This is a genomic window from Pseudomonas sp. MCal1 (assembly GCF_026341415.1).
GTDB lineage: Bacteria > Pseudomonadota > Gammaproteobacteria > Pseudomonadales > Pseudomonadaceae > Aquipseudomonas.
In genome coordinates this window covers 655,965-680,452 of sequence record NZ_JAKUMP010000001.1, presented here as the reverse complement: position 1 = coordinate 680,452, position 24,488 = coordinate 655,965, and the positions used below count along the sequence as shown (strand labels likewise).

Annotated in this window: 20 protein-coding genes; 5 read left to right on the top strand and 15 right to left on the bottom strand. The window is 60.8% G+C overall.

Translation table 11 applies throughout. The features are described 5' to 3' along the window. Positions 1-27: 27 nt before the first annotated feature. The 6 genes from MKZ87_RS03080 to MKZ87_RS03055 form a co-directional block, all read right to left on the bottom strand. A complete protein-coding gene (locus MKZ87_RS03080; RefSeq protein ID WP_085696125.1) occupies positions 28-681 on the bottom strand; it encodes a dienelactone hydrolase family protein in 654 nt (217 codons plus the stop codon). After that, positions 674-1,378 (bottom strand): phosphoribosyltransferase, encoded by a 705-nt coding sequence (locus tag MKZ87_RS03075; protein ID WP_085696124.1) that lies wholly within the window; start codon positions 1,376-1,378, stop codon positions 674-676. The genes MKZ87_RS03080 and MKZ87_RS03075 overlap by 8 nt, the downstream gene beginning before the upstream one ends. 56 nt (positions 1,379-1,434) lie before the next feature. Beyond that, on the bottom strand, positions 1,435-2,325 hold the full coding sequence (locus MKZ87_RS03070) for a universal stress protein (protein WP_266200252.1): 891 nt from the start codon (positions 2,323-2,325) through the stop codon (positions 1,435-1,437). Between the two features lie 126 nt (positions 2,326-2,451). Continuing rightward, positions 2,452-6,024, bottom strand: a complete 3,573-nt coding sequence (gene mgtA, locus MKZ87_RS03065) for a magnesium-translocating P-type ATPase (protein ID WP_266200251.1) — start codon at positions 6,022-6,024, stop codon at positions 2,452-2,454. A 46-nt stretch (positions 6,025-6,070) separates the two neighbouring features. Beyond that, entirely contained in the window at positions 6,071-6,991 is a 921-nt protein-coding gene (locus MKZ87_RS03060) for a universal stress protein (RefSeq protein WP_266200250.1), read from the bottom strand. 72 nt (positions 6,992-7,063) lie between these two features. Further along, on the bottom strand, positions 7,064-7,297 hold the full coding sequence (locus tag MKZ87_RS03055) for an Lpp/OprI family alanine-zipper lipoprotein (protein WP_085696120.1): 234 nt from the start codon (positions 7,295-7,297) through the stop codon (positions 7,064-7,066). Between the two features lie 430 nt (positions 7,298-7,727). Between MKZ87_RS03055 and fnr the strand changes: the two genes are divergently transcribed. Beyond that, positions 7,728-8,474 (top strand): fumarate/nitrate reduction transcriptional regulator Fnr, encoded by a 747-nt coding sequence (fnr, locus tag MKZ87_RS03050; RefSeq protein WP_085696119.1) that lies wholly within the window; start codon positions 7,728-7,730, stop codon positions 8,472-8,474. Between the two features lie 24 nt (positions 8,475-8,498). Then, entirely contained in the window at positions 8,499-9,482 is a 984-nt protein-coding gene (locus MKZ87_RS03045) for a zinc-dependent alcohol dehydrogenase family protein (protein WP_085702057.1), read from the top strand. A 123-nt stretch (positions 9,483-9,605) separates the two neighbouring features. Here MKZ87_RS03045 and MKZ87_RS03040 read toward each other — a convergent pair whose 3' ends face one another. Genes MKZ87_RS03040 through MKZ87_RS03030 form a run of 3 tightly spaced genes read right to left on the bottom strand, consistent with a single transcriptional unit; the run spans position 9,606 to position 13,817 of the window. Further along, positions 9,606-10,769, bottom strand: a complete 1,164-nt coding sequence (locus tag MKZ87_RS03040; protein ID WP_266200248.1) for an iron-containing alcohol dehydrogenase — start codon at positions 10,767-10,769, stop codon at positions 9,606-9,608. A 37-nt stretch (positions 10,770-10,806) separates the two neighbouring features. Continuing rightward, positions 10,807-12,576, bottom strand: a complete 1,770-nt coding sequence (locus tag MKZ87_RS03035) for an acyl-CoA dehydrogenase C-terminal domain-containing protein (protein WP_266200247.1) — start codon at positions 12,574-12,576, stop codon at positions 10,807-10,809. After that, entirely contained in the window at positions 12,573-13,817 is a 1,245-nt protein-coding gene (locus MKZ87_RS03030) for a 3-hydroxyacyl-CoA dehydrogenase NAD-binding domain-containing protein (RefSeq protein WP_416383538.1), read from the bottom strand. Before MKZ87_RS03030 ends, MKZ87_RS03035 begins: the two co-directional genes overlap by 4 nt. A gap of 87 nt (positions 13,818-13,904) precedes the next feature. Between MKZ87_RS03030 and MKZ87_RS03025 the strand changes: the two genes are divergently transcribed. Then, complete coding sequence (locus tag MKZ87_RS03025; protein WP_266200245.1) at positions 13,905-14,804, top strand: LysR family transcriptional regulator; 900 nt, start codon at positions 13,905-13,907, stop codon at positions 14,802-14,804. 102 nt (positions 14,805-14,906) lie between these two features. Further along, positions 14,907-16,868 carry an alkyl/aryl-sulfatase gene (locus MKZ87_RS03020; protein ID WP_266200244.1) on the top strand — a complete coding sequence of 654 codons (1,962 nt, stop codon included), beginning with the start codon at positions 14,907-14,909 and terminating at the stop codon, positions 16,866-16,868. Positions 16,869-16,885: 17 nt separating this feature from the next. Here MKZ87_RS03020 and MKZ87_RS03015 read toward each other — a convergent pair whose 3' ends face one another. The 4 genes from MKZ87_RS03015 to MKZ87_RS03000 are packed head-to-tail and all read right to left on the bottom strand — an operon-like array spanning position 16,886 to position 20,745. After that, on the bottom strand, positions 16,886-17,179 hold the full coding sequence (locus tag MKZ87_RS03015) for a DUF202 domain-containing protein (RefSeq protein WP_085696112.1): 294 nt from the start codon (positions 17,177-17,179) through the stop codon (positions 16,886-16,888). Continuing rightward, the gene (locus tag MKZ87_RS03010) at positions 17,172-17,555 is read right to left on the bottom strand and encodes a YidH family protein (RefSeq protein WP_085702052.1); all 384 of its coding nucleotides are present in this window, start codon (positions 17,553-17,555) and stop codon (positions 17,172-17,174) included. The genes MKZ87_RS03015 and MKZ87_RS03010 overlap by 8 nt, the downstream gene beginning before the upstream one ends. Beyond that, entirely contained in the window at positions 17,555-18,865 is a 1,311-nt protein-coding gene (locus MKZ87_RS03005) for a DUF1329 domain-containing protein (protein WP_085702051.1), read from the bottom strand. Before MKZ87_RS03005 ends, MKZ87_RS03010 begins: the two co-directional genes overlap by 1 nt. A gap of 26 nt (positions 18,866-18,891) precedes the next feature. Continuing rightward, positions 18,892-20,745, bottom strand: a complete 1,854-nt coding sequence (locus MKZ87_RS03000; protein ID WP_085702050.1) for a DUF1302 domain-containing protein — start codon at positions 20,743-20,745, stop codon at positions 18,892-18,894. 216 nt (positions 20,746-20,961) lie between these two features. On the opposite strand from MKZ87_RS03000, the gene MKZ87_RS02995 reads away from it, so the two are divergent. Next, positions 20,962-21,918 carry a LysR family transcriptional regulator gene (locus tag MKZ87_RS02995; protein ID WP_085702049.1) on the top strand — a complete coding sequence of 319 codons (957 nt, stop codon included), beginning with the start codon at positions 20,962-20,964 and terminating at the stop codon, positions 21,916-21,918. Positions 21,919-21,952: 34 nt separating this feature from the next. On the opposite strand, the gene MKZ87_RS02990 is transcribed toward MKZ87_RS02995, so the two are convergent. Continuing rightward, on the bottom strand, positions 21,953-23,209 hold the full coding sequence (locus MKZ87_RS02990; RefSeq protein ID WP_085702193.1) for an MFS transporter: 1,257 nt from the start codon (positions 23,207-23,209) through the stop codon (positions 21,953-21,955). Between the two features lie 109 nt (positions 23,210-23,318). Further along, a complete protein-coding gene (locus MKZ87_RS02985) occupies positions 23,319-24,482 on the bottom strand; it encodes an acyl-CoA dehydrogenase family protein (protein WP_085696107.1) in 1,164 nt (387 codons plus the stop codon). Positions 24,483-24,488: the final 6 nt, after the last annotated feature.

Sequence of the window (24,488 nt, the reverse complement as noted above, 5' to 3'; positions counted from 1 at the left end):
ATCTGCTGCGACAGTAAGAACGACCCACTACGTCGTCCGCAGGTGCTGCTCAAACCAGTCGCCGGCGAGCCTGGCGACTTCTTCCAGCGTGCCAGGCTCTTCAAAAAGATGCGTGGCACCCTCCACGACTTCCAGCCGTTGCTCACACCGCAGGATTTGTGAGCTCCGGCGATTCAAGGCCAGTGTCATTGGGTCTTGTGCGCCAACAATCTGCAACGTTGGCGCCTTCACTCGGGCCAGGGCCGGCCCGGCCAGATCGGTTCGCCCACCCCGGCTGACCACTGCCCCTACCACTGACGCCCGCTCGGCGGCAGCCACCATTGCTGCCGCCGCACCGGTACTGGCGCCGAACAGACCCATGAGCAAAGAACACAACTCACGGTCCCGCCCGACCCAATCGATCACATCGATCAACCGTCTAGCCAGCAGGGAAATATCGAAGCGCAGGACCCCGCTAAGATTATCCAGGCGCTGCTCCGGTTCCGTCAGCAAGTCGAACAGCAGCGAGGCCAAGCCCCGAAGGGCTAATACATCGGCCACGTATTGATTGCGCGGGCTCAATCGACCACTCCCGCTGCCGTGTACGAAGATGACCAGGGCGCGCGCGTTCTCCGGCAAACGCAAATCGGCGGACAATTCAACGCCAGGCAGATCCAGGCATCTAAATTCAGCTTCAGGCATCGCGATGTTCCGTGCAGGAGACGCTCGGCAATTTTCGCTCCCAAGCGCGTTGCAAGAGATCGATGACTTCTTCGTCCGAGGTCTGGGGAAAATCCAGATACCAGTAGCCGATCGACATCATCCAGTCAGGAATGAGCGGACAGATCACTTCGTCCACTTGCATCGATAAATCCTCGACTGTTTCCCGAGGAGCAACCGGTACCGCAACGATGACGCGCTCCGGCGCCTGCATCTTTACCGCCTGGATCGCAGCCATCATCGAAGAACCTGTGGCAAGACCGTCGTCGATCAGGATGACCACCTGGCCCCTTACTTTCGGTGGCGGGCGGGTTCCCCGATACGCTTTTTCACGTCGCGACAGTTCCTGCGCTTCCCGGGCGACCACCGCCTCGAAACCGGCTCGATCGATCGGGTGCGCCCGCAGCGCATCCTCGTTGAGGATTTGTACACCGCCACTGGCTATGGCGCCCATGGCGTATTCGGGATGCGAAGGGACGCCGAGCTTGCGTACCAGCATCAGGTCCAGCCGCACACGCAGGGCGGTGGCGACTTCATAGGCCACCGGGACACCGCCACGGGGCAAGGCCAGGATGATTACCTCAGGCCTGTCAGCGTATTTGAGCAAGGGTTCGACCAAGCGCCGACCGGCTTCGGCGCGGTTAGGCAAGGTCGTTTGCAGTGAGGGACTGTGGATCACGTTAACCTCCTGGGGAGTTGAAGAAGGAAGTTGAACAATGGCGATTCATGACCGCGCTAAACGGCCAGGATGCTGCACGTCACCTGGTACAGGACATGTTCGGTGGTGCTGCCCAACAGTTTGTCCATGCCGTGGCGCTCGACTCTGCCCATCACAATCACGTCCATCTCTCGCTCATCGGCGAACGCTTGCAGCACGGCTACGGGATGCCCCTCGATGAAATGCCGCCGGTCAGCCGGCACGCCATACCGACCAGCCAGGTCGAGGAAGGATTTTTCATGGCCTTGGCGCAACTGACTGTAGAGATCCGGGAGGGTCAGGCCCCCGCCGCCCATATCACCCAGGAACAGCGCAGATGCGTCGCAGGCATACACCAGGTGCAACTCGGCCTGACACTGGATAGCCAGGCTGGACGCCTGCTGGATGATTCGCTCATTGAGCCCGTCCTCCTGTTCCAGGGTGTCGGCCACATCGACCGCTGCCACTACCTTGCGCGGCAAAGGATGATCACCTTCGCCAGGCAGGTACACCGGTACCGGACAATGACGCAACAGACGCCAGTCCAGTGGGGTAAAGAAACCGCGCTTGAGCGCGGGCTCGCGCTGCACCTGCTTGATCAACAGGTCGGGCTGCATTTCCGCGACATAATCGAGAATGTCTTGCTGCAGGTCATCGGCCCATTTCGCCTCCGCCGTCACCTCAAGCCCCCTGCTGCGCAGGTGACCGGCGTGGTATTCGAGCCAGTTGCGCTGGTCTTGCAGGTACTCTTCACGTGCTTTTTCCCGATCGCCTTCTTCGAGTAGCGACAAGAGCTTCCAGGTTGGGATCAAGGCGGCGACGTGCAGGCTGGCACCACTGGCCTTGGCCAGCGCGGCGGCATGATCCAGGGCTTTGGACTGGCGCAGGGCCGGGTTGATGATCAGCAATAATCGTTGATACTGGCTCATGATCGGACTCCACGAAACTTGCTTGTCGCTGCCCGCCACCCTGAACGAACCGCTTGCTGTCCGGTGACCAGGCACCTGTATGGATTTCAGAATCCACCGTGAAGGCGGCCTTGACGTTGATTTATGTCAAGTGCCTGTACGAGCAGGCGACTTGTGGTCAAGCGCACGCTTCGCGCCTTCGGCACACACCGTGTACAGCAGACTGATCGCCAGCACCGATGCCAGGATCGGTAACGGCAAAGGCGCCAATCCCAGCGAAGCGGCGATTGAGCTGTACGGCAGCCCGATCGCCAGCAGCCCGACCGCCAGGGCACTGACCGTCAGTAGCGTTGCCGGGCGACTGCGATAGAACGGTTTGTAGGTACGCACAATGAAAATCGTCAGCAGCTGGGTCAGCAGCGACTCCACGAACCAGCCGCTGCGAAAAACCTCGGGCACCATCTGCGACAGCAGGTACAAAGCCACGAACGTCACGATGTCGAACAACGAGCTCACCAGCCCGAAGACCACCATGAAATTGCGGATCTGAATGATGTCCCAGCGATGCGGGGTACTTTGCCATTCCCGGTCAACGTTATCGCTGGCGATACCCATGGAGGGAATGTCCGACAGGAAGTTGTTAAGCAGGATCTGCTTGGCGAGCAGCGGCAGAAAGGGCAGCGCCAGCGACGCGAGGGCCATGCTGATCATGTTGCCGAAGTTGGCGCTGGAAACGATGGAAATGTACTTCAAGGTGTTGGCAAACGTGTGCCGCCCCTCTTCGATACCCTCGCGCAGCACGTCCAGGTCGTGCTCCAGCAGCACAAAGTCGGCGGCCTGCTTGGCCACGTCGGCAGCGTTGTCCACGGAGATCCCGATGTCCGCCACTTGCAGCGCCGGGGCATCGTTGATTCCGTCCCCCATGTACCCCACCACATGACCGGTCTTCTGCAGGGCGCGGATGATGCGCTCCTTCTGATTGGGGTCGACTTCGGCGAACAGGGTCGTGCGCGCCGCCAGGTGCATCAGCGCCTCGTCCTTCATTACTGCCAGCTCGGCGCCGGTAATGATGCGCTCCACAGGCAGGCCGACTGCCGTGCCGACATGCCGCACCACCAGGTGATTGTCGCCGCTGATGATTTTCACCTGCACTCCGAGCCTGTCGAGGGTGGCGATGGTTTGCGTGACTCCCGGTTCCGGCGGATCAAAAAACAACAGGAAACCGCGAAAGCTCATGTCTCGCTCATCCTCGCGGCCATAATGCATCTGCTCCGGCAGCTCACGCGTGGCAAGTCCCAGGACGCGGTAGCCCTGCTCGCTCCACTCGCCGAAGCGTTGCGCGATCAATGCCCGTTCAGCGGTGTCCAGTGCCACGCTCTGGCCCCCATGCCGCACCTGCGTACAGACCTGCAACACGTTGTCCAACGCTCCCTTGGTAATCATCAAGCGGGGAGCCGGCGGCTTCTGGCTGACCACCACACTCAGGCGCTTGCGCACGAAGTCATAAGGGATTTCATCGATTTTCCGCACCCCGTCGTCCGTCCCCAGGTCTTTGCCCGCGAGGGTGATGGCATCGTCCATGGCGTTGCGCATGCCGGTCTGCAGGCTCGCGTTGAGCACTGCCAGTTGCAGAACGCTCGGTGCTGCGATGCCTTCGACATCCATCGCTGCGTCCAGAACCACAACCCCGCGGGTCAGGGTTCCAGTCTTGTCGGTACACAGAATGTCGATGGTCCCGAGATTTTCAATGGCATTGAGGTGACGCACGATCACCCCCTTGCCGGCCATGCGCTGCGCACCTTTGGCCAGGGTGATACTGAGGATCGCCGGCAACAGTTCCGGCGACAGTCCGATGGACAGGGCAATCGCAAACATGAGCGTGTCGAGGGGGGGACGATGCAGCAGGATGTTGATGCCGAACACGACGATGGTGATCACCAGCATTACGCGCAGCAGCAGGCCGCCAAAGTGCCGCAGGCCTCGCTCGAACTCCGTTTCCGGAGGGCGTAGCGCAAGAGTTCTGGCGATATGACCGATTTCACTGTCCTGGCCGTAGCGGGTCACCAGAACTTCGGCCGAACCGCTGCGCACCGACGTGCCCATGAACACACAATTGTGACGCTGCGCGAGGGTGGCTTCCGGGGCGCAATCCCCCGGTGTTTTCTCCACCGGGTAGGTTTCGCCGGTCAGCAGGCCCTCGCCGATGAAACAATCGAGTGCCTGCAGGATACGACCGTCGGCAGCGATCAGGCTGCCGGCGCTGAGCACCAGAATGTCCCCGGGCACCACATCGCTGGCGGCAACATCCAGCAAGTGGCCCTCTCGCCGCACGGTCGCTCGCAAGGCAATCTTGCTGCGCAACTGCTCAACCGCACGGCTGGCACGATTCTCGTACCAGGCACTGAGCACCGCGCTGATCAGCACAATGCAACCAACGATTGCCGCATCCAGCCAGTCCCCCACCCACACGGCAATACCGGCGCCGGCGATCAGAATCAATACCAACGGCGTACGCATCTGCTCCAGCACCAGCCTGCCCAGTCCCTTGGGTCGATCCTTGATTGGGGTGGGGGCTCGACGCCGTCGTGCCCTGGCTTGAGCGTGACTCAATCCCGCTGGCCCACTGTGCAAGCTAATGAACAATTGATTGACCGCCGGACTCCAGTAATCCGGGTTTGCCGCAAGGCCGTGCCCGTGAGCGGAGGAATGCCATTCCCGGTGCGCCAGCCAAAGGCCGGGAAGCATCGGCAACCAGAACGTCAGGCCGCGAAACAGCAAGGTTGCGGAAAGCGCCACCGCCACGTCGATACCGGCCCAGTGCATGGTGACGACGGCAGCCGCCTCGAACGCCCCAAGACCACCCGGCACAATGCCAATACTGCGCAAGACGCTGGCGAGCATGAACCCGGCAAACAGGCCCAAGGGCGGCGCCGAAACACCTAGCGAGCGCACCAGCACCCACAGGGTTGCACTGTCCAGAAGGATGATTGCCAGTTCCAGCAAGGTGATGCGCAACAGCAGAAGGCGGCTGCGCACCAGACGCCGGTCCGCGCCGGTCAGCAAGGCAAGGCTTCTGGCAACGATCGCCAACCGTTGGCCCGGCACATGGGTCATCAGTCGTGCATTGCCCGCCAGCCCCGGAGTGACAAGCGCCAGCAGCAGGCTGAGTGCGACGAAGATCACGCAGGTGGTCAGCACGGCGGTGGTACCGTGCCCCTGAACAATGATGACCGGCAACGCCAGGCCCACCGACAAGGCATAGGCCAGAAAATACCCCGACAGGTCCAGTACCAGACACGCCAGCACCACCGGCCTGACAAAGCCCAGACGAACAAACGAGGCCACGACAGCGAACGCCCCGCTGATCCCGGAGGATGGCAGCGCCTGGTCGACAAACAGCTTCATCACGCTGAGCTTGCCCGCGACCCACAGGGACAGGTCCTGGCCCCCGGCCTTGAGCACTACGCGAAAGACCTGGCCCTGGGCGACGTATGTCAGGGCCTGCAGAACGAAAGCAACGATGAGCCATTGCGGCTGAGCCTGCGTCAGCAAGCGGCTGAAGGATTCGACATCGGTAAAATGCAGAGCAACCCCTACCACCGTCGCAAACATCGCGGCGCCCAGCAGCCAGGTCAGCCACAGGGCCGACCGGCTGTAATGCCGGCCACGTTCCAGTGCTGGCTGTCGGTCGATCTCTGAAACGGGTGGTTTTAACGACATGCCGTGCCCCTGCGCAAATGAAGGCACCCGGGTACTGGCGCTGCCATCAGTCGAAACCGGAAGTGGGCTTGACGATCATCAGGCTGCACGGTGCCCGGTTCGTCAACGTTTCGACTGTACTGCCGACAAAACCATCGACATCGCGTTGATAGGCCGACCCCAGCACCAGCATGTCAAAAGTATTCTGGCGGGCGAACAGTTCGATCACCTTGTGGGGAATGCCGGTCAGTTGATGCCGCCGAGGCTTGTCGATGCCGTAGCGTTCGGCGAGCGCATCGAATGCCTCTTGTTGGGTATCGGTAATCGCCTCGCACAAGCTGTGGTCCAGACTTGGTGTCGGCACACTCATCGCGGCGTCCCCCAGCACCGACCAGTTACAGACGTTCAACAGCTGCAACGTCGCGCCGGTTGCGTCTGCCAGGGTTTTGGCGAGATCAAGAATCCGGTCGTTGAGGCCCTGGGTCAGTTCTTCCAGATGAGAAAGGTCGATGGCTGCCAGTATTTTCGCAGGCACGGGATTGGCGCCTTCGCTCACCAGGTGCAGATGAGCCGGACAGTCGCGCAGCAATACCCAGTCCAGCGGCCGATGAAAGGCACGCTCGAGTGCCGGCATATACTGCATGTCCTTGATCACCAGATCGGCATGGAAGTCATTGATGTATTCGAGTACATGGGCGGGCGTGGTCCTGGCCCACACCACTTCGGTGCTGACTGGCAGTCCGGCGCTGCGCTGAAACTGCGCTTGCTGTTCCAGCCACTGCCGGTGCACTTGCAGATAGCCCTCCCGCGCCTGGGTCATGGCATTCGGGTCCAAGAGGCCCGCTACCGCCAGCGCCTGGACATAATCGAATGCCACGATGTGCAAAAGCGCTCCGGTTGCCCTGGCCAGCGCTTCGGCACGTTCGAAGGCCGGAGAACGATTCATCTCGGGGCGAGCGATCAACAAAATGCGTTTGAGTTTGAGCATCACTTTTCCCCGGCAATGCTTGGCTGATCCTGCCAGCCTGACGTCCCTGTTCCGACTCGTGACCGATCTCGATTACTTGCGCACCGCTTTTTCGGCCATGCGTCTTGCGCGCTCGTACGCCTCTTCAGCCGCTCGCTGCGCCTGCTCTGCCTTGAGCAACGCCTCATCGGCCCGAAGCCTGGCGGTTGCGGCGTTGTCCTCGGCGGACTCCAGCCGAGCGTCGAATTCTTCGGTCTGGCGATGACCGCAACCGCCAGTCGCCGCCACCAGCAAACCGAGCACGACGATGACCAAGCGCCTGTTCATGGTTTTCTCCTCAATGGATCAATGCTGAAGGCCGTGTTGGCTTGAGTATCTGGCGTTGGCCGCCGCCGGCTCTGATCTTTGTCAACAAATCGCTCGCTTGCGGCCGCTGCGGCCCGAAGCGCCATTGTTGATATTCCTCAACGAAATTTTGTCGGCCAGGCGTAGAAAAAAGACTTGGCCAAGGCTATTCGCGTCAAGGTCGAAGGTCCCGATCAAATGATCGATTCTGGAGGGCGGCCCCCGCCGTAACTTGATTTAAATCAAGCGTCACCCTCAGCGCACAGGTTCAATTGACGACTCGCCCTGAAGCGAAAGTAGATGATGAGTGACATATTCCATTGGTCGTTTTTTTTCTTTGCCGACGCCGGTTTGAGTGCCCCTGACAGACGGGCAACTATAATTAAACGCCCGTGTGATGGGGATCACATTCATGTCCGACACCAAAGCGTTGCAATTTCGTCGCCTCAAGTCGGCCTGCTCCAACTGCAGTGTGCTGGAGCTGTGTTTGCCGATCGGCCTGTCCGGGCCGGAGGTAGAGCGGCTGGATGCACTCATCGCCCAGCGCTTCAAAGTCAGGAAAGGCGCGGCCCTTTACCGTGAAGGTGATCCGTTGCGATCCCTGTATGCCGTCCGCCTGGGTTCATTCAAGACCAATTTGCTGTCCCTCGACGGGCGTGAGCAGGTCACCGGTTTTCAAATGCCGGGAGAAATGCTCGGCCTGGACGCCATCAGCACTGACTCCCATACCTGCAACGCCTTTGCACTGGAAGACAGCGAAGTCTGCCCGATCCATTTTTCCCATCTGGAAAAACTCGCGCAGCAACTGCCCTCGCTGCAACACAACCTGACCAAGCTGCTGAGCCGGGAAATCGTGCGAGACCACGACATGCTCATGTTGCTCGGTACGATGAACTCCGACGAACGCCTGGCAGCCTTCCTTCTGAACCTCTCGCAACGCCTGAACCAGCGCGGTTACTCGGCGAAAAACTTCGTACTGAAAATGCGCCGCGAGGAAATCGGCTCGTACCTGGGTTTGCGCCTGGAAACCATTTGCCGGGGCATCGCGCACTTGCGCGACAAGGATCTGGTGGAGATCTCCGGGCGTGACGTAAAGGTCCTCGACCTGGAAGGGCTCAAGCAGATGATCGCCGGTTGCCATCGCCCTGTCGGGCATTGATCTCGTCCAATCTGGAGCCTGCCTGTGCGCGCCATGGTTCTGCACTCGCCCGGACAGCCGCTGCAACGGGAAGAACGTCCGGTTCCCGTTCCCGGCGAACGGCAACTGTTGATCAAAGTCCTGGCCTGCGGTGTGTGCCGTACCGATTTGCACCTGTTGGACGGCGAACTGCCGCAAGCCGTGCTGCCTCGGGTGCCGGGGCATGAAATCGTCGGTGAAGTCACCGCAGTGGGTAGCGACGTCGCCTCTGAGTGGATCGGACGACGGGTCGGTGTTCCCTGGCTGGGCTGGACCTGTGGCGAATGCTCGTTCTGCCGATCGGGCCGAGAAAACCTCTGCGATCAGGCGCAGTTCACCGGCTGCCAACTCGACGGCGGCTACGCCGAGTACACCGTTGCCGATCCGCGATTCTGCTTCCCGATTCCCGATGCCCTGAGCGATCTGCAGGCCGCGCCCCTGCTGTGTGCCGGACTGATCGGCTTTCGTGCGTTGCAAATGGCCCGTGACGCCCGCCACCTCGGTCTCTACGGGTTTGGCGCGGCAGCCCACCTGGCGATCCAGATCGCCCGGGGCCGCCACCAACAGGTGTACGCCTTCACCCGGCCCGAGGATCACGAAAGCCAGGCCTATGCCCGCAAGCTGGGGGCCGTATGGGCCGGCCCTTCGGATCAACTGCCGCCTCATCCGCTGGATGCCGGCCTGATTTTCGCTCCGGTCGGCGCGCTGGTGCCTCTGGCGCTGTCGGCAACAGTCAAGGGCGGTTGCGTGATCTGCGCCGGAATTCACATGAGCGACATCCCCGCTTTCCCCTATCGTCTGCTCTGGGGCGAACGCATCCTGCGCTCGGTTGCAAACCTGACCCGTGAGGACGGCACTGCGTTTTTCGCCGAGCTGCAACACACGTCAGTGCACTGCGACGTCACCCGGTTTGCGCTGGATGAGGCCAATCAGGCCTTGGCCTGTTTGCGCAGTGGTCGGTTCAACGGCGCCATCGTGCTCACTCCCTGATGCTTGATCGACCACATTGTTGACGTGACCACAGGCATCGTTGTCATGCCAACGCGTAGTGATCTGGTTGAATAGTGATCTGGGTGAAGTTGCGGTAGCTGGCACCAGACCGCGGATCGCTCATCACCAAGCCGCCCTGTAAATGGCCAAAGCATCGTCATGGCTGACTTCGCGCGGATTGTTCACCAACAGTCGTTGCTGCAGCATCGCGTCACTGGCCAATTGTTCGAGGCAATTCCCGGGGACGTTGATATCACGCAGGCGAGCCGGCAGGCCGCAGCGCTGCGTCAGTTGCTCCAGTTCCGTAATCATCTGCTCGGCGAGGCTGCTGCGATCACCTGCCTGCAACCGGTCCCCAAGCAATGGCGCGGCAAGTTCAGCGTAATCCGCTTGGGCCATGGGCAGGTTGAAACGCAGAACGTGCGGCAGCACTAACGCATTGGACAAGCCGTGGGGAATATGGAAGTGCCCGCCCAGCGGATAAGCCAGGGCATGCACTGCGGCAACCGGTGCGTTGGCAAACGCCTGCCCGGCAAGGCAGGCGCCGAGCAGCATGGCCTGACGTGCAGCGAGATGACCGCCGTTATGTACCGCTTGATCAAGGTTCGTCGCCAGCAGTCGCAACGCCTCGCGAGCGAGCAGGCTGGACAGCGGGTTGCGTTTGATTTTGCTGGTGTAAGCCTCGATGGCGTGGACCATCGCATCGATACCCGTAGCGGCCGTGACCTGTGGTGGCAGCCCCAGGGTGCAGACGGCGTCGAGGATGGCGAGATCCGGCAGCAGCAATGACGAAACGATGCCCATTTTGCTGGTTTCGCCGGTGGTGACGATGGCGATCGGCGTGACTTCCGAACCGGTGCCCGCCGTGGTCGGCACCTGAATCAACGACAGGCGCCTGCCCTTGGCCTGATCGACGCCGTACAACTGGTTGAGTGTCTGGGCATTGTCGGGATGGGCGAGCAACGCGACCAGTTTGGCGACGTCCATCGAGCTGCCGCCACCGAAACCGACAATCAGGTCGGCACCGATATGCCGGGCGCGCTCGACCGCCGCCAGTACGCAGTTTTCATGGGGGTCGGCGGATACATCACTGAAAATCGCCACAGCGACTTTCGCAGTACTGAACCCTGGCAGCAGGTCGTCAAGTAAACCGAGCCGGGCAATTCCCGGATCGGTGACGATCAAAACGCGCCGGGCACCGCGTTCCCGGCACAGGTTGGCGAGTCGTTGCACCGCGCCGGCTTCGCAGAGAATCTGCGCGGCGGTGACAAAGCTGAAGGACTGCATCGACACGATTCCTTGTTTTTATGAGTGACAGGCCTGATCAGGCGTTGAAATCGCCGGCCGCAATTGCCATCAGGCAATTCGCTCCGCCCAGTAACGCTTCGCGATGAGCGCCGGCGCGGGGCAGCAGACGTCGCCAATAGAAGTCAGCAGTGTGCAATTTGGTTTGATAAAACTCACGATCAGGACTTCCTTGCGACAAGGCCTGCTGCGCGCGGACAGCAGCCTGCAGCCAAAGAGCGGCCAGCAGGACGTATGCCGAGTAGGCAAGAAAATCCACCGACACCGCGCCGATTTCCTGCGGATCGCGCTGACAGGCTTCGATGACCGAGGTGCCGAGTGCGCGCCATTCGGTCAACCGCAGGCTGACAACCCGGGCCATTTCCTGCAGCGTTTCATGGGATTGGGCGGTATCAAGCCCTGTTGCCAATTCATCGATCAACGCATCGAGTTCGGCACCGCCGTCGGCCAGCAGTTTGCGGCGTATCAGATCCAGCGCCTGGATACCGTTGGTGCCTTCGTAGAGTTGAGTGATGCGGCTATCGCGCATTAACTGCTCCATGCCCCACTCGCGGATATAGCCGTGTCCGCCATAGAGCTGCACGCCAAGGCTGGCGACTTCCTGACCCACATCGGTGAAGAACGCTTTGACAATCGGAATCAGCAGCGCTGCACGGCGCTTCGCCGCGTTATGTTCCTCGCCCATTCCCCCTTCCTGGTCCAGCTGCCGCGCGGTATAGGCAGCGAGCATCCGGCAACCTTCAGTCAGCGCTTTTTGCGTCAACAGCATGCGGCGCACGTCGGGATGAACAATGATCGGATCGGCGGCCTGATCAGGCGCGACCGCACCGGCCAGGGAGCGGGACTGTAAACGCTCACGGGCGTAGCTCAGGCCACCCTGAAACGCCGCTTCGGCAATACCCAGGCCTTGCAGGCCCACCTGGAAACGCGCGTCATTCATCATGGTGAACATGCAGGCCAATCCCTGATTCGCCTCACCAACCAGCCAGCCTTGCGCACCGTCGAAATTCATCACGCACGTCGAGGTGCCCTTGATGCCCATCTTGTGTTCCAGCGCACCGCAACCAAGACTGTTGCGCTGGCCATCGGGCAGAATTTTCGGCACAAGAAACAGGCTGATCCCCCTCACCCCCGGCGGCGCGCTCGGCAGACGGGCGAGTACCAGGTGGATGATGTTATCGGTCAGATCCTGCTCGCCACCGCTGATGAAAATCTTGGTACCCGTGACCCGGTAACTGCCATCACCTTCGGGCTGAGCACGGGTGCGCAACAGGGCCAGATCGGTGCCGGCCTGAGGTTCGGTGAGGCACATGGTTCCGGTCCATTCACCGCTGACCATTTTCGCCAGATACGCTTGTTTGAGCGCTGGGCTGCCGTGTCGATGAACGGCCAGCACCGCGCTTTCAGTCAGACCTGAGTAAATGCGAAAGGCCAGGGAAGCCGACATCAGCATTTCGTGAAAACATGCCGCAACCATCTGCGGCACGCCCTGCCCCCCGAACGCCAGCGGCCCGGTCATGCTGGCCCAACCGTTAGCAACGTATTGTCGATACGCCTGGCGAAACCCTCGTGGCGTGCTGACTTCACGGCCATGCATCTGACAGCCCTGCTCGTCACTGTTGCGATTGAGCGGAGCGATGACTTCGCCGGCAAAACGCGCCGCCTCCTCGAGGATGCCATCAATCGTGTCGCGGTCGAGCTCAGTGCGCATTTGCTGACAATGTTCAGTGACGTTGAACAGTTCGTGCAAAACAAAGCGCATTTCACGCAGTGGCGCCTGGTAAGTCATACCTCACCCTCCTGGACATTGAAGAAGTGCCTGCCGTCAGCAATCAATTGGCGGATCAGCGCTGCCGGTCGCCAGCACTCACCGAACAGGCTTTGCAAATGTTCGAGCCGTGCGGCAATCAGGGGTAAACCTTGTGCGTCAGCCCAGCGCATCGGGCCACCTGCGTCCTTGGGAAACCCGTAACCGTTGAGCCAGACTTGATCGATGTCATGGCTGTTGGCAGCGATCTTTTCTTCGAGGATTTTCGCGCCCTCATTGATCAAGGCCAGCAGGCAGCGCTCGAGGATTTCCTGTTTGGAGATCTCGCGGCGGCGATAACCCAGCCCATGAGAGATTTCGAGCACCAGCGCGTCGACCTGAGGATCGTGTTCGGCGTGACGGCTGTCCTCCGGGTAGCTGTAGTAGCCATGGCCGGTTTTCTGACCGAAACGGCCAAGGTCGCACAGCGCGTTATCAACCTGTACCAAAGGTGCCTCCATGCCCTCCCCGGCCAGTTGCCGCGCGCGCCACTCCAGATCGATACCGACCACGTCATACATGCGGAACGGGCCCATGGCGAAACCGAATTGCTGCAATACCGCATCGACCTGATGGGGCAATGCGCCCTCAAGCAACAGCTTGCGCGCTTCGGCCACGTAGCTGGCGAGCATGCGATTACCGATGAAGCCGGGACAGTTCCCTGCGACGACCACAACCTTGCCGATCCGCTCGCCCAGCCTGCACGCAGCATCGAGCACCGCGTTGTCGGTGCGTGCACCACGGATGACTTCCAGCAGCTTCATGACGTGCGCCGGGCTGAAGAAATGCAGTCCCAATACTTGCTGCGGGCGAGCCGTGACGGCGGCAATGGCGTCGATGTCCAGCGCGGACGTATTACTGGCCAAAATGGCCTGCGGCTTGAGTTGGCGGTCGAGTGCGCGAAAGATTTCCTGTTTGAGCTCAAGGCTCTCGTACACCGCTTCGATCACCAGATCGACCTCGGCCAGCGCCGCATAATCGTGAACGGCCTGGACACGCTGGCGGTTGGCTTCAGCCTCAGGCTGGCTGATGCGCTGCTTGACGACCTGCTGCGACCAGATCTGCTCGATCGCACTCAACCCTGCGTCGAGAGTCGGTCTATTACTGTCCAGCCAAAGCACTGACAGTCCAGCGCTGGCCAGGCTAATGACGATGCCGCGGCCCATGGTGCCGGCACCAATGACAGCAACCTGTCTGATATCCAAAGAGGTACTCACACGCATGCTCCAGAGACGAAAAGAACAGCCGCCACCCTAAGCACGCATCAGATATTTTTGAAATTTAGATTAACCATTGAATATATTTTCCCCATGAATATGTCGAACTTTGATCTGAATCTATTGCGCGTCCTTGACATGCTGTTGCGCGAGCAAAATGTCTCGCGCGCAGCTGAGCGGCTGGCATTGACGCAACCTACGGTCAGCAATGCACTGGCGCGGTTGCGTGACCTGCTTGACGATCCGCTGCTGGTGCGTGTCGGCCGTCGCATGTGCCCGACGCCTCGCGCACTCGCCCTCGAAGGGCCAATTCGCGCGGCACTCGGGCAAATTGAGCAGACGCTGGCTATCGGCGATGTCTTCCAGCCGCTGCTCAGCCACCGCCAGTTGCGCATTGCGTTGACCGATTTTGTCGAACAGCTGTGCATGCCACCCTTGCTGGCGCATCTGCAGACAGCGGCGCCGCACCTGCGCATCGACGTTGTGCACCTGGCACCCAATCTGCCGGCCGATGCGCTGGACCGCGGCGATCTGGACATGGTGCTCGGGCGCTTCAACGAGCTGCCGGCGAGGTTCACCCGGCAACTTTGGCGCCGGGAAACGTTGCGGGTTGCCGTGCGCCGCAATCATCCGCAGGTCAACCACTCTCTGGATCTTCAAACCTTCTTGCGGTTGCGCCACCTCTGGGTGCACGGCGGGCAAACCCGCGGAATGGTCGATCAATGGCTGGCCGAACAGAATCTGCAACGACAGATCGTGTACACCACACCCAATTACTTGCAGGCCGCGCACCTTGTAGCAGCCACCGACCTCTGCGTTGTGCTGCCCACTCAGCTCGCCCAGCAGTTCGCCGAATTGCTGCCACTGGACTTGCATGATCTGCCGTTTGCGCTGGATCCGTTCGAACTGGATCTGGTGTATCTGAGCCATCGCCAACATGACCCGGCGCTGACCTGGCTGTCGGAGCAGATCCTCGCCATCGCGCAGTCTTGAAAGCATCGAAAAATGAGATGGCCACCATGCCGCTCTGGTATTGGCTGCGCTTTGGCAGGCTACTTAGAGTGATTGGCCCTCAACAATAACAAGGAACACCCCATGCGTTTGCGACCCTCATTGCTGGCACTGGCCGTGCTTGCACCGTTGTCCGGCCTGGCAGCTACGCCAGCCAAGGATGCAACGGCCATCACCCTCGACAGCAACGCGCAATGGCTGCAACGTCTGCCATTTGCCGACCGTAGTGATTTCGAGGCCGCGAACCGTGGCCTGATCGAGCGTTATGACGCAGTGGTCAGCAATGGCGCGGGCAACAGTGTCTGGGACCCAGGTCAATACGCGTTTCTCAACAACGCTGACGCGCCTGGCACGGTCAATCCGAGTCTGTGGCGGATCGCCCGACTCAACAGCATCGCGGGGCTCTTCAAGGTCACCGAAGGCATTTATCAGATCCGCGGCCTGGACCTGGCGAACATGACTATTGTCGAGGGCGACAGCGGGCTGATCGTGATGGATCCGCTGCTGTCGGTCGAGACGGCAAAAGCTGGCATGGCGCTGTATTTCAAACACCGACCGCGCAAACCGGTCAACACAGTGATTTACACCCATCCGCACGTCGATCATTTTGGCGGCGTGCGCGGGGTGATCGATGAGGCCGACGTCAAGGCGGGCAAGGTTCAGGTCATTGCACCGCAGGGGTTTTTCGAGCACGCCATCGGTGAAAACGTATTGGCCGGGCCGGCGATGAAGCGTCGCGCCCAATACATGTACGGCGCCGCGTTGCCGCGCAGTGAGCGCGGTCAGGTGGATGCGGGCCTGGGCAAAGGAATTCCGGCCAATGCCACCATCAGCCTCATCGCCCCCACACGGGAAATCACCCAGCCGCTGGAACGGCTGATACTGGACGGCATTGAGGCCGAGTTCCAGCTCACCCCCGGCACCGAAGCCCCAGCAGAAATGAACATCTATTTTCCAGGATTCAAGGCATTGTGCATGGCCGAAAACGCCACGCGCGTTCAGCACAACGTGCTGACCTTGCGTGGCGCGTTGGTACGTGACCCGAAAATCTGGGCACATTATCTCGATCAGTCATTACGCCAATACGGTGATCAGGCGCAGGTCGTTTTCGCCCAGCATCACTGGCCGACCTGGGGTGGCCAGCAAATACGCGACTACCTCGCCGATCAACGTGACATGTACGCTTTCATCGACAGCCAGACGCTGCGCCTGATCAACCAGGGCCTGACGCCAATGGAAATCGCGGCGACCCTGACAAGTCTGCCGCCGCAATTGGCGAGCAAGTGGTATAGCCGTGACTACTACGGCTCGTTGAGCCACAACGTACGCGCGGTCTACCAGCGTTACATGGGGTTCTATGACGGTAATCCCGCCAATCTCGACCCGCTGACGCCACGCGATGCCGGCAAGCGTTACGTGGCGGCCATGGGCGGTGCCGATCAGGTACTCAAGCAAGCGCATACCGCGTTCGACGCAGGCGACTATCGCTGGGTGGCGCAGTTGGTCAACCACTTGGTGTTTGCCGAACCGGACAACGTTCAGGCGCGACAACTGCAGGCCGACGCACTGGAACAATTGGGTTATCAAAGCGAAAACGCCACGTGGCGCAATGCCTACCTCAGCGGCGCACAGGAATTGCGCGATGGCGTAGCTGCGGCAAGCGGTGCCGGTGGCAACGCCGATGACATGGTGCGAGCCCTCACACCCACCCTGTTTTTTGATTACCTGGCGGTGCGCATTGATGCGTTCAAGGCCGCTGATCGCGACCTGACCATCAACTGGCGCTTTACCGACCTGAACGAGGATTACGCCCTGACCCTGCGCAACGGTGTATTGACCCACCGTGACCGAACCCGCCACGAGCACGCCGATGTCGAGGTCAGCATGGCCAAGTCAACGCTCGACCGCATTGCCCTCAAGCAGACCGGTTTTCTCAAGGAAGCCACCCTGGGCGACATTTCCATTCAAGGCGAACGTTTGAAGTTTTTGCAGTTCATGGGCGGTCTCGACGAAGCGGATGCGCGATTCAACATCGTCACCCCTTGAATAGGCCGAGCGGTGTGTCAATCACCGCTCAACAATCCCGCCACGCCAATGACTGCCATGACACATACGCCAGCGCCGAGGCTCAATATCGAACCCGGCGCCGGCATTGCACGCTCCGCCTCCAGCATCGCCAGGCCCTGCCGATATCGCCGTCCGGGCCGACACATCATGACCAGCACCGGCACCATTGCGACGGCGGACTGCAGCCAATCGCCCGCCCGGAACGCCAGCACCGCTACGACCAGCAGCGAGACGGTCGTGCGTCGCCACGCCAGCTCAGTACGTTCGGCCTGCAAGCCTGGATCAACCATGCCAACGCGGCCACAACACTACCGCGAGCATCAATGCCGCAAAGACGCAAGCGAGGGTCAACAAGGGCACCAACGTCGGCAGTGGCAGCGCCCGGCGCTGTCGCAATGCTCGCTCCACGCGCAGCCAGCGCAAGCAAGCCCCCGAACTGATCAACAGGCTTACGAGCATCAGGCTCAGCGCCATGCCCATGCGCAATGGCGGCGCGAAGGCGTTCACCGCCAGGGCTTCGACTGCGATGCCCCCTCCGAGCAATGCCAGGGAGGTGCGCATCCAGGCAAGAAAGGTTCGCTCGTTGGCTAATGTAAAGCGTGGGTCCGGCGGCTCGCCCTCGCCCAGCAGCCGTTCGGTCCAGCAACGGGTTGATCGCTCGCTCATCAACGCACTCCGAAGCTGCGCAATGCGCCGGGCGAAAAGTACGAGAGGCTGGTGGCGAGGTTGAACACAAACGGGCGCTGTTGTTCGTTGATCAATCCGGAGACGTGATAGCGCGAGCTCTTGAGGTCATAAGTGACCTCCAGCGCGTTCACTGCCACCTGCCCGACCGGGTGATAAAAACTGTGTGCCGCAGTGGTGCGCCACAGCTCGCCGTGCTGGTCGTAGACGTCCGCCTCCAGAATCGCCCAGGTGTCTTCATCAACGTAGAAATGGCGTTGGGTGTAGATGTGCCTGGCGCCGGGCTTCAGGGTAGCGACCACTTCCCAGACACGGTGCAGTTCGTAGCGCGTCGGCCCCGGGTCGAGATGACCACGCTGGATCAGCTCGCTGTAGCGCAGGTCCGGTGACGCCAGCCGGTAGCTGTTGTAGGGCACATGCAGCAGTTTTTTGCCGAGCAATTTCCACTCGTACCGGTCGGGTGCGCCATTGAACATGTCGCGGCTGTCTGCGGTACGCAGGCCTGCCGTGCCGGGGCCGGTGGTGTCATAGTCGACTCCCGGGGCGCGGCGCACCCGTCGCTGGCCGGCACTGTAGACCCAAGAAAGGCGTGGTTGGGCGACTTGATCGAGCGTCTCGTGCACGACGATGGCATCGCCGGCTACACGTGACGGCGCGGTCATCCGGTAGGTGAAGTAGTACAGGATATTATCTGTCGCATCATCTGAGACGGGTTGCGGGAGAGCGACGTCCTGACGCGAGCTCATGCGCACGAAGCGACCGTTCTTCAGCGGCGTCACGCTGTCGGACATCAGGCTGTAACTGGCGTTGCGTGGGCGTGTCAGATGGTTCCAGATCACCTGCAGGCCGTTGGCAGGAATGGGAAAGGCAATCGCCCCGGAAAAACCCTTCAAGCCATTGCCACCATCCACCAGCGTTGCATTGGCAGCATTGCGTGCTGCCGACAGGGCCACCGCTGAAGGTACGCCGGCACTGCGATGGGTCGGGTAGACCGGCAATCGCATTGTTTCGGGAAACCGCTTGAGCATGGCGATCTGGCCTGGTGTCAACTGATCCTGATACTGCTGCGCATTCGCGGCGGTGATCTCATAAAGCGGTTGTTCATCGGCGTATGGGTCAAGCGGCGTACCATTGCTGGCCAACCTAAACTGCGCGGTGTCGAGTCCGCCCTGCCAGGCTGGAATTCTGCCATCGGCGCTGGCGGCACGTTCCGCTCCCGCCGGGGTCAGGTGTTCGCCAAGGCCGTCCGCCGCCATCGCACCGGTGATCCAGAGCAAACCGAATAGCATCATGCATGTGGTCTTCATCGTCGTGCCCTTCAGAAAGTGACGCCCAAGCTCAGTGAGAGAAAATCGCGGTCGCCGCGCGTGCCGTAATCGCCATCGATGTAATCGGTGTAAGCGAGACTTACGCTGTAGGTACTGGCGAGCGTCGCGTCCAGACCGACGCTGATGGCTTTCGAGCCCTCACTGAATGCCGAGCCCTCCACCGGCCCTGTGCCGTGCACGTCATGAGCCCAGGACAGGTTCGGGCGAAAATCGAAACCGGCCAGAACATTGGGATAGGTCCACGTTGCGCGCACGCGGTAGCCCCAGGAAAACGGCGTGAGAAACCCTTCGTTGTTGCAGTGCTGCGGCGTTTTCGAGATGGCCTGACAAACGCGAGGATCGGCCAGTTCTCCGCTGTTGAATGTGCCCGAGCGTCCATACCGGGGGCCGCCGCGCCCCTCCAGACCGCCGACATACGTGGCGCCGATTTCGCCCACCAGCAGCAGCTGACTGGCCCCCATCATTTGACCGAACGAATGCAGGGCGGTGATTTGTGCCTGGGTCATTTCCTTGCGCCGGTAGCCATCGAACAGCGCACTGTCGCGGTCGGTTCTCAAACCTTCGCCCAGCAATGGCGAGCGACCGTCGATATTGAGCAGTGACTGAATAATGTCCGTGCCATTGAGTTGCATCGGCATGTTCGGCCGATAGCTCAGTTCGCCCTGCAGCGCCGTGCCAGTACGCAGGGTGGTCGCGAACGAAAGCCCATACAGGCGAATGTCTTCCGGGTACTGGACCTGATATTGCGAAGTCCCCAGACGCAGTGCGCCAGTCAGCGACTGGCCTGCGGCCGAGGCCACAAATGCCCCGCACCCGGCAGCGCCAATACCCAGGTTGGCACACAACTGTGGAGCGAACGCGGTGTTGTTGAAATACGGGCTGCTGACGGTGCCCATGTAAGGCGTGCGGCTGTGATAGTTGGCCGCGTAGGCGCCGAATTCGGTGTCCAAAGCGCTGACGTACCAGCGCAGCGACAATCCCCATTGCCCGCCGTTGCGTGCGTCATCGTCTGCTGCGCGGGGAATGCGCACGCCCTCTTCCGTCAGGTTGACCCCCAACGGCGTCAACCCGGCCACGGCGGCAGGGTTACCCAGCAATTTGGCGCCGACATCAAGGCCATCGCAGCCGTCAGGCAGAAAATCGTTGTTGGAGAAAAACGTCGCGCAGTTGTCGAGTTGAGTCTGCTCCCAATCAAGTTGATAGAAAGCGTCGAACGACAGTGCCTCGGTCAGGTTTTGCGTGACATAGAACAGGTTGACCGGCACCAGCGCATCCTTGACTTCGGAACCCGGACGGCGCAGCGCGGACAGGTTGAACGGGTTGATGACGTTGAGCCCGCCCTGAATGAAGGTGCTTTCGCCCCAGTTCACCACTTGCTTGCCCAGGCGCACCGAGCCCGGCTGGCCGTCGATGTCGTAGAGGTAGTAGCCAAAAGCATCGAGCAACTGAGTGCCCGCGGTTTTCGCCGATCGCTTGCGGTTGTTGTCGGCGACCTTCTTGAAGCGCTGGTCACGATCGCGCAGCGCGGTGTCGTACCAATATGTGCCGCGTAAAAACACGCCAATGTTGTCACGCTTCAGCTCAAGGTCATGGGTACCCTTGAACACCGCCGAGAACACATCGCCGGAGGCGAAGTTGAGTTTGCCATCGTCGCTGTTGGCGCTGTTGTGCAACGCCGGATCAGGGTTAGCCGTGGAAATACTCGTGCCCAGGCTCAGCGCCGAATCGAACTGGGCTTCGAGATCGTTCCATTGAAATTGCAGGGCGACGGCAGGACTGGAAACACAACAGCAAGACAATAAAAAAAACGACGGTCGAGCGAGACCGCGAATATGCAATTGCATCACTCTTTACCTCTTATTGTGTTTATCGAGAGTGAGATTTCCGGGGATGTCTTGTAGCGGGGACAGCGGCTGCTGACTCAGCAGGCAAGCGGATTGTTGCGGGTTGATCTGGGCCTCTTGTTATGTCTCTATGGATACTAAGTAGGCGCCCCGACCTGAACAAATAGCGTCTTCAGATAGTTGCCATAACACTTCGGCATACCAGAGATTGTCCCCATGACGTTGAAACAGCTGCGTTACCTCATCGCGATTGTCGAGGCTGGAAGCTTCTCCAGCGCCGCGCGACGCGCCTTCATTGCCCAACCGGCGTTGAGTCGACAGATCGGCTTGCTGGAGAGCGAACTGGATATGCAATTGCTGTCGCGCCTGCATGACGGCATCGAATTGACCGACGCCGGCCGGCAGTTGTATGAGGTGGCGCGTTCGGTGATTCAGCAAGTCGACTCGGTGAAGGATGAGCTCAAATCAAGCCGTGGCAATCCCATGGGGCACGTGTCGATCTCCATTCCGGCGACGGCGTCGGCACTGCTGCTGCCAGCGATCATCACCCAGGCGCAGAACAAATTTCCGGGGATCAAATTGACGGTGTGGGACGGCCTGAGCCGTGAAGGCGGCCAGGCGATCGAGTTGGGCAAGGTCGATTTTGGTGTGGTGCCCAATGCCGAGGAGCTGGAACACGTCATCGCCGAACCGGTGTTTACCGAGGACCTTTTCTGGGTCGGTGCCACCGCGCAAGAAGCCAATCACTCACCGATCAGCCTCGCCGAAGCGGCCGCGACGCGCCTGGTGATGCCGCCGCGTGCACTGCATCTGCGCCGGCGTATCGAACAGGCCGCAATGGAAGCCGGCGTGACACTCGATTCCAGCTACGAACAACAGTCGGCGCCGGGCATCAGCAGTCTGGTGCGCGCGGGACTGGCAGCGACCATCAGCAACTGGCCGCCATTGACGGATCTGCTTGAACCGATCTCAGCGCGACTGATCGTCGAGCCGCGCATCACGCGCACCGTGTCCCTCGCCCATTCGCAGCACAAGCCACTGTCGTTCGCCGCCACCTGCATGCGCGACCTGGTGCGCAGCCTGCTTGTAGACGCTGTCATCGAAGGCCGCTGGAAAGGCAGCCTGATCGAACGCACTATCGAGCCACCGCTGAGTTTTGTCGGCGAAGCCTGAAGCTGTCACGGCGCAGTCGGACGGCGCCGTTTGCTCAAATCACTGCCGGCCGCCCGACAGCGTCGACCTGAAGCAAGCGCTGGCGAGTCTTCTGCGGATTCATCCACAACAAGCCTGCCAGCCCGGCAACCACCAGCACCGCCCCGCATACCAGAAACCCTTCGGCGTAACCCGCCGGATGCTCGGCGCCAGCACCCTGCACCAACAATCCGGTGACCACCGGAGCCGACAGACCGGCCAGCGACGCAATGCCGTTGCCAATCGCGAGGACGCCTGCACGCTGGCTGCCCGGCGTGAACTCGGCGAGCATCGCCGGGCCGACCGAATACATCACCAGGGCCAGCCCCCCGCTGAACGTCAGACAGACGATCCGCTCCACGTTGCTCAGTCCCTCAAGCATGAGCGCGGCGGACAGCAGGCCGCTGACAACCAGGCAAATGGCAACGAATGCGCCCCGCGACCAGCGGGTCGTGATGCCCGCACGCATGAACCGTTGCGATAACCAGGCCAGAAACAGACTCAACGGTGTCGTCACCACCACGAACAGTACAAACACCCGCCCCGTCATGATCGGGTCAATGCCCAAACCGGTCTGCAGGTAGCTCGGCACCCATGTCAGGGTCAGTGCCAGCGACCAGTTGGCGGCGAAATGACAGAGGTAGTTGCTCAGTACCGTGCTGTCGAGCAGCAGCCGCCGATAAGCGACTCTCCCTTCGTCCAGTCTCAATTGCCCGGTGCGAATCCTGTCGAGGGTGCCTTCGCTGCCAAGCAACCACCACAACACACACCACACTGCACCGATCACCGCGAGCACGATGAAGTTCATGCGCCAGCCGTAATGCACGCTGATCCACGGGATCATCGCACCGGCGACCAGCAGCCCCAGCGCACTGCCCGTGTGCAGCAGCGCAACCGGCAGATTGCGACGGTCATTGGGAAACCATTTGTACAGCGCATGGGTCGCAACTGGCGACGCCGGGCCTTCGCCAATGCCGAGCAACACCCGGCAGGCAATGATGGCCCACAGCGAACTGACGAACAGCATCGGTAACTGGATCACCGCCCAGAACGCCCCCATGCCCAGCAACAATGTGCGCGTGGGGCGGCGGTTGGCGACAAATCCCCCGATCACAGCGGATATGGCAAAAAACCAGTGCAAGGCGCCGCCCACCAGACCGAATTCGGTGGGGGTCAGGCCCAGCTCCTTGGACATCGGTACCGCGACCAGGCCAATGACCACTTTGTCGAGGAAGTTCACCAGCATCAAAACCGCCAGCAGTACCGCAATCATCCAGGCCGTGCCCGGACGCGCAGGTTTGTCAGTGTGAGTCATGGTCATCTCTCGTTATTGTTTTTATCGGAGCGTCCGGCCCGCAAGGCCGGACGTACAGCAAGCGACCCTAAGCGGGCATCAGCACGCCTTTGGCGATGGTGTTGCGCTGGATTTCACTGGTTCCGGTCAGGATGCGCATCATCCGCGTCGCACGGAAAATCCACTCCACGGGATGCCCGCGCAACAGACCGGCACCGCCGTGGATCTGCACCGCACGGTCAGCGATCCGGAACGCGGTCTCCGAGACGAACAGCTTGCACATCGGTGCCTGGGTACGAATGTCGCCACCGCTGTCATTTACTGCCGCAGTGGCGTACACCATGCTTCGGGCAGCGTGCAGTTCGGTGGCCATGTCGGCGATCATGTGATTGATCGACTGGAACATCGCGATCGGCTGACCGAACTGCTTGCGGGTTCGCGCGTAGTCGATCGACAGGTTCAGCGCCAGACCGGCCAGCCCCAGCAACGTCGGGCAATGGAGCAGGCGGTTGAGGGTAATGCGGCCCATCGCCAATTTGAAGCCCTGCCCCTCTTCGCCGATGCGATGGGTCACCGGTACGCGAACTTCATCGAGAAAAATATCCCCATGCGCACCGCCGCCGGACATCACCGAATAGTCGCTTTCGATGCGTACGCCGGGTGCTTTCAGGTCGACAAAAAAAGCCGAAATGTTTTGTGCTCCCGTGCCCGGTCCGGTGACCGCCAATAGCACGGCAATGTCGGCGTAAGGTGCGCCTGAAATGAAGCGTTTGCCGCCGTTGAGAACGTAATGGTCACCCTCCAGCCGCGCACGGGTCTGAATGGCCGCCGCATCAGAACCGGCCTCGCTTTCAGTGAGGGCGAAGCACACGGCTTTCTGCGCTTTGCAGATGGGCTGCAGGATCGTTTCGACCTGCACGGGACTTGCGACTTTGAACAGATGACCAATGCGCGGCGGACCGGACAGTTCGCCCAGAATGTGTGGCGCCAGCATCGAACCGGTCAGCACCGTCGCCTCCTTCACCGCACACAGATCGGCGACGCTCAGCCCCGCGCCGCCGATGGCTTCGGGCAGCATGATGTTGTAGTAACCCAATTCGCACGAACGCTGCCAGACCTGCTGCAATACCTGGCGGGGATGCGGTTCGGCCCAACTGAGGCCTTCACGCTGTTCAAGCGGGCGGATTTCTTCGCGTACAAAGCCCTCGATGCCTTCGATAATGCCGCGCGCCTTTTCACTTGGTTGATACATGATGAT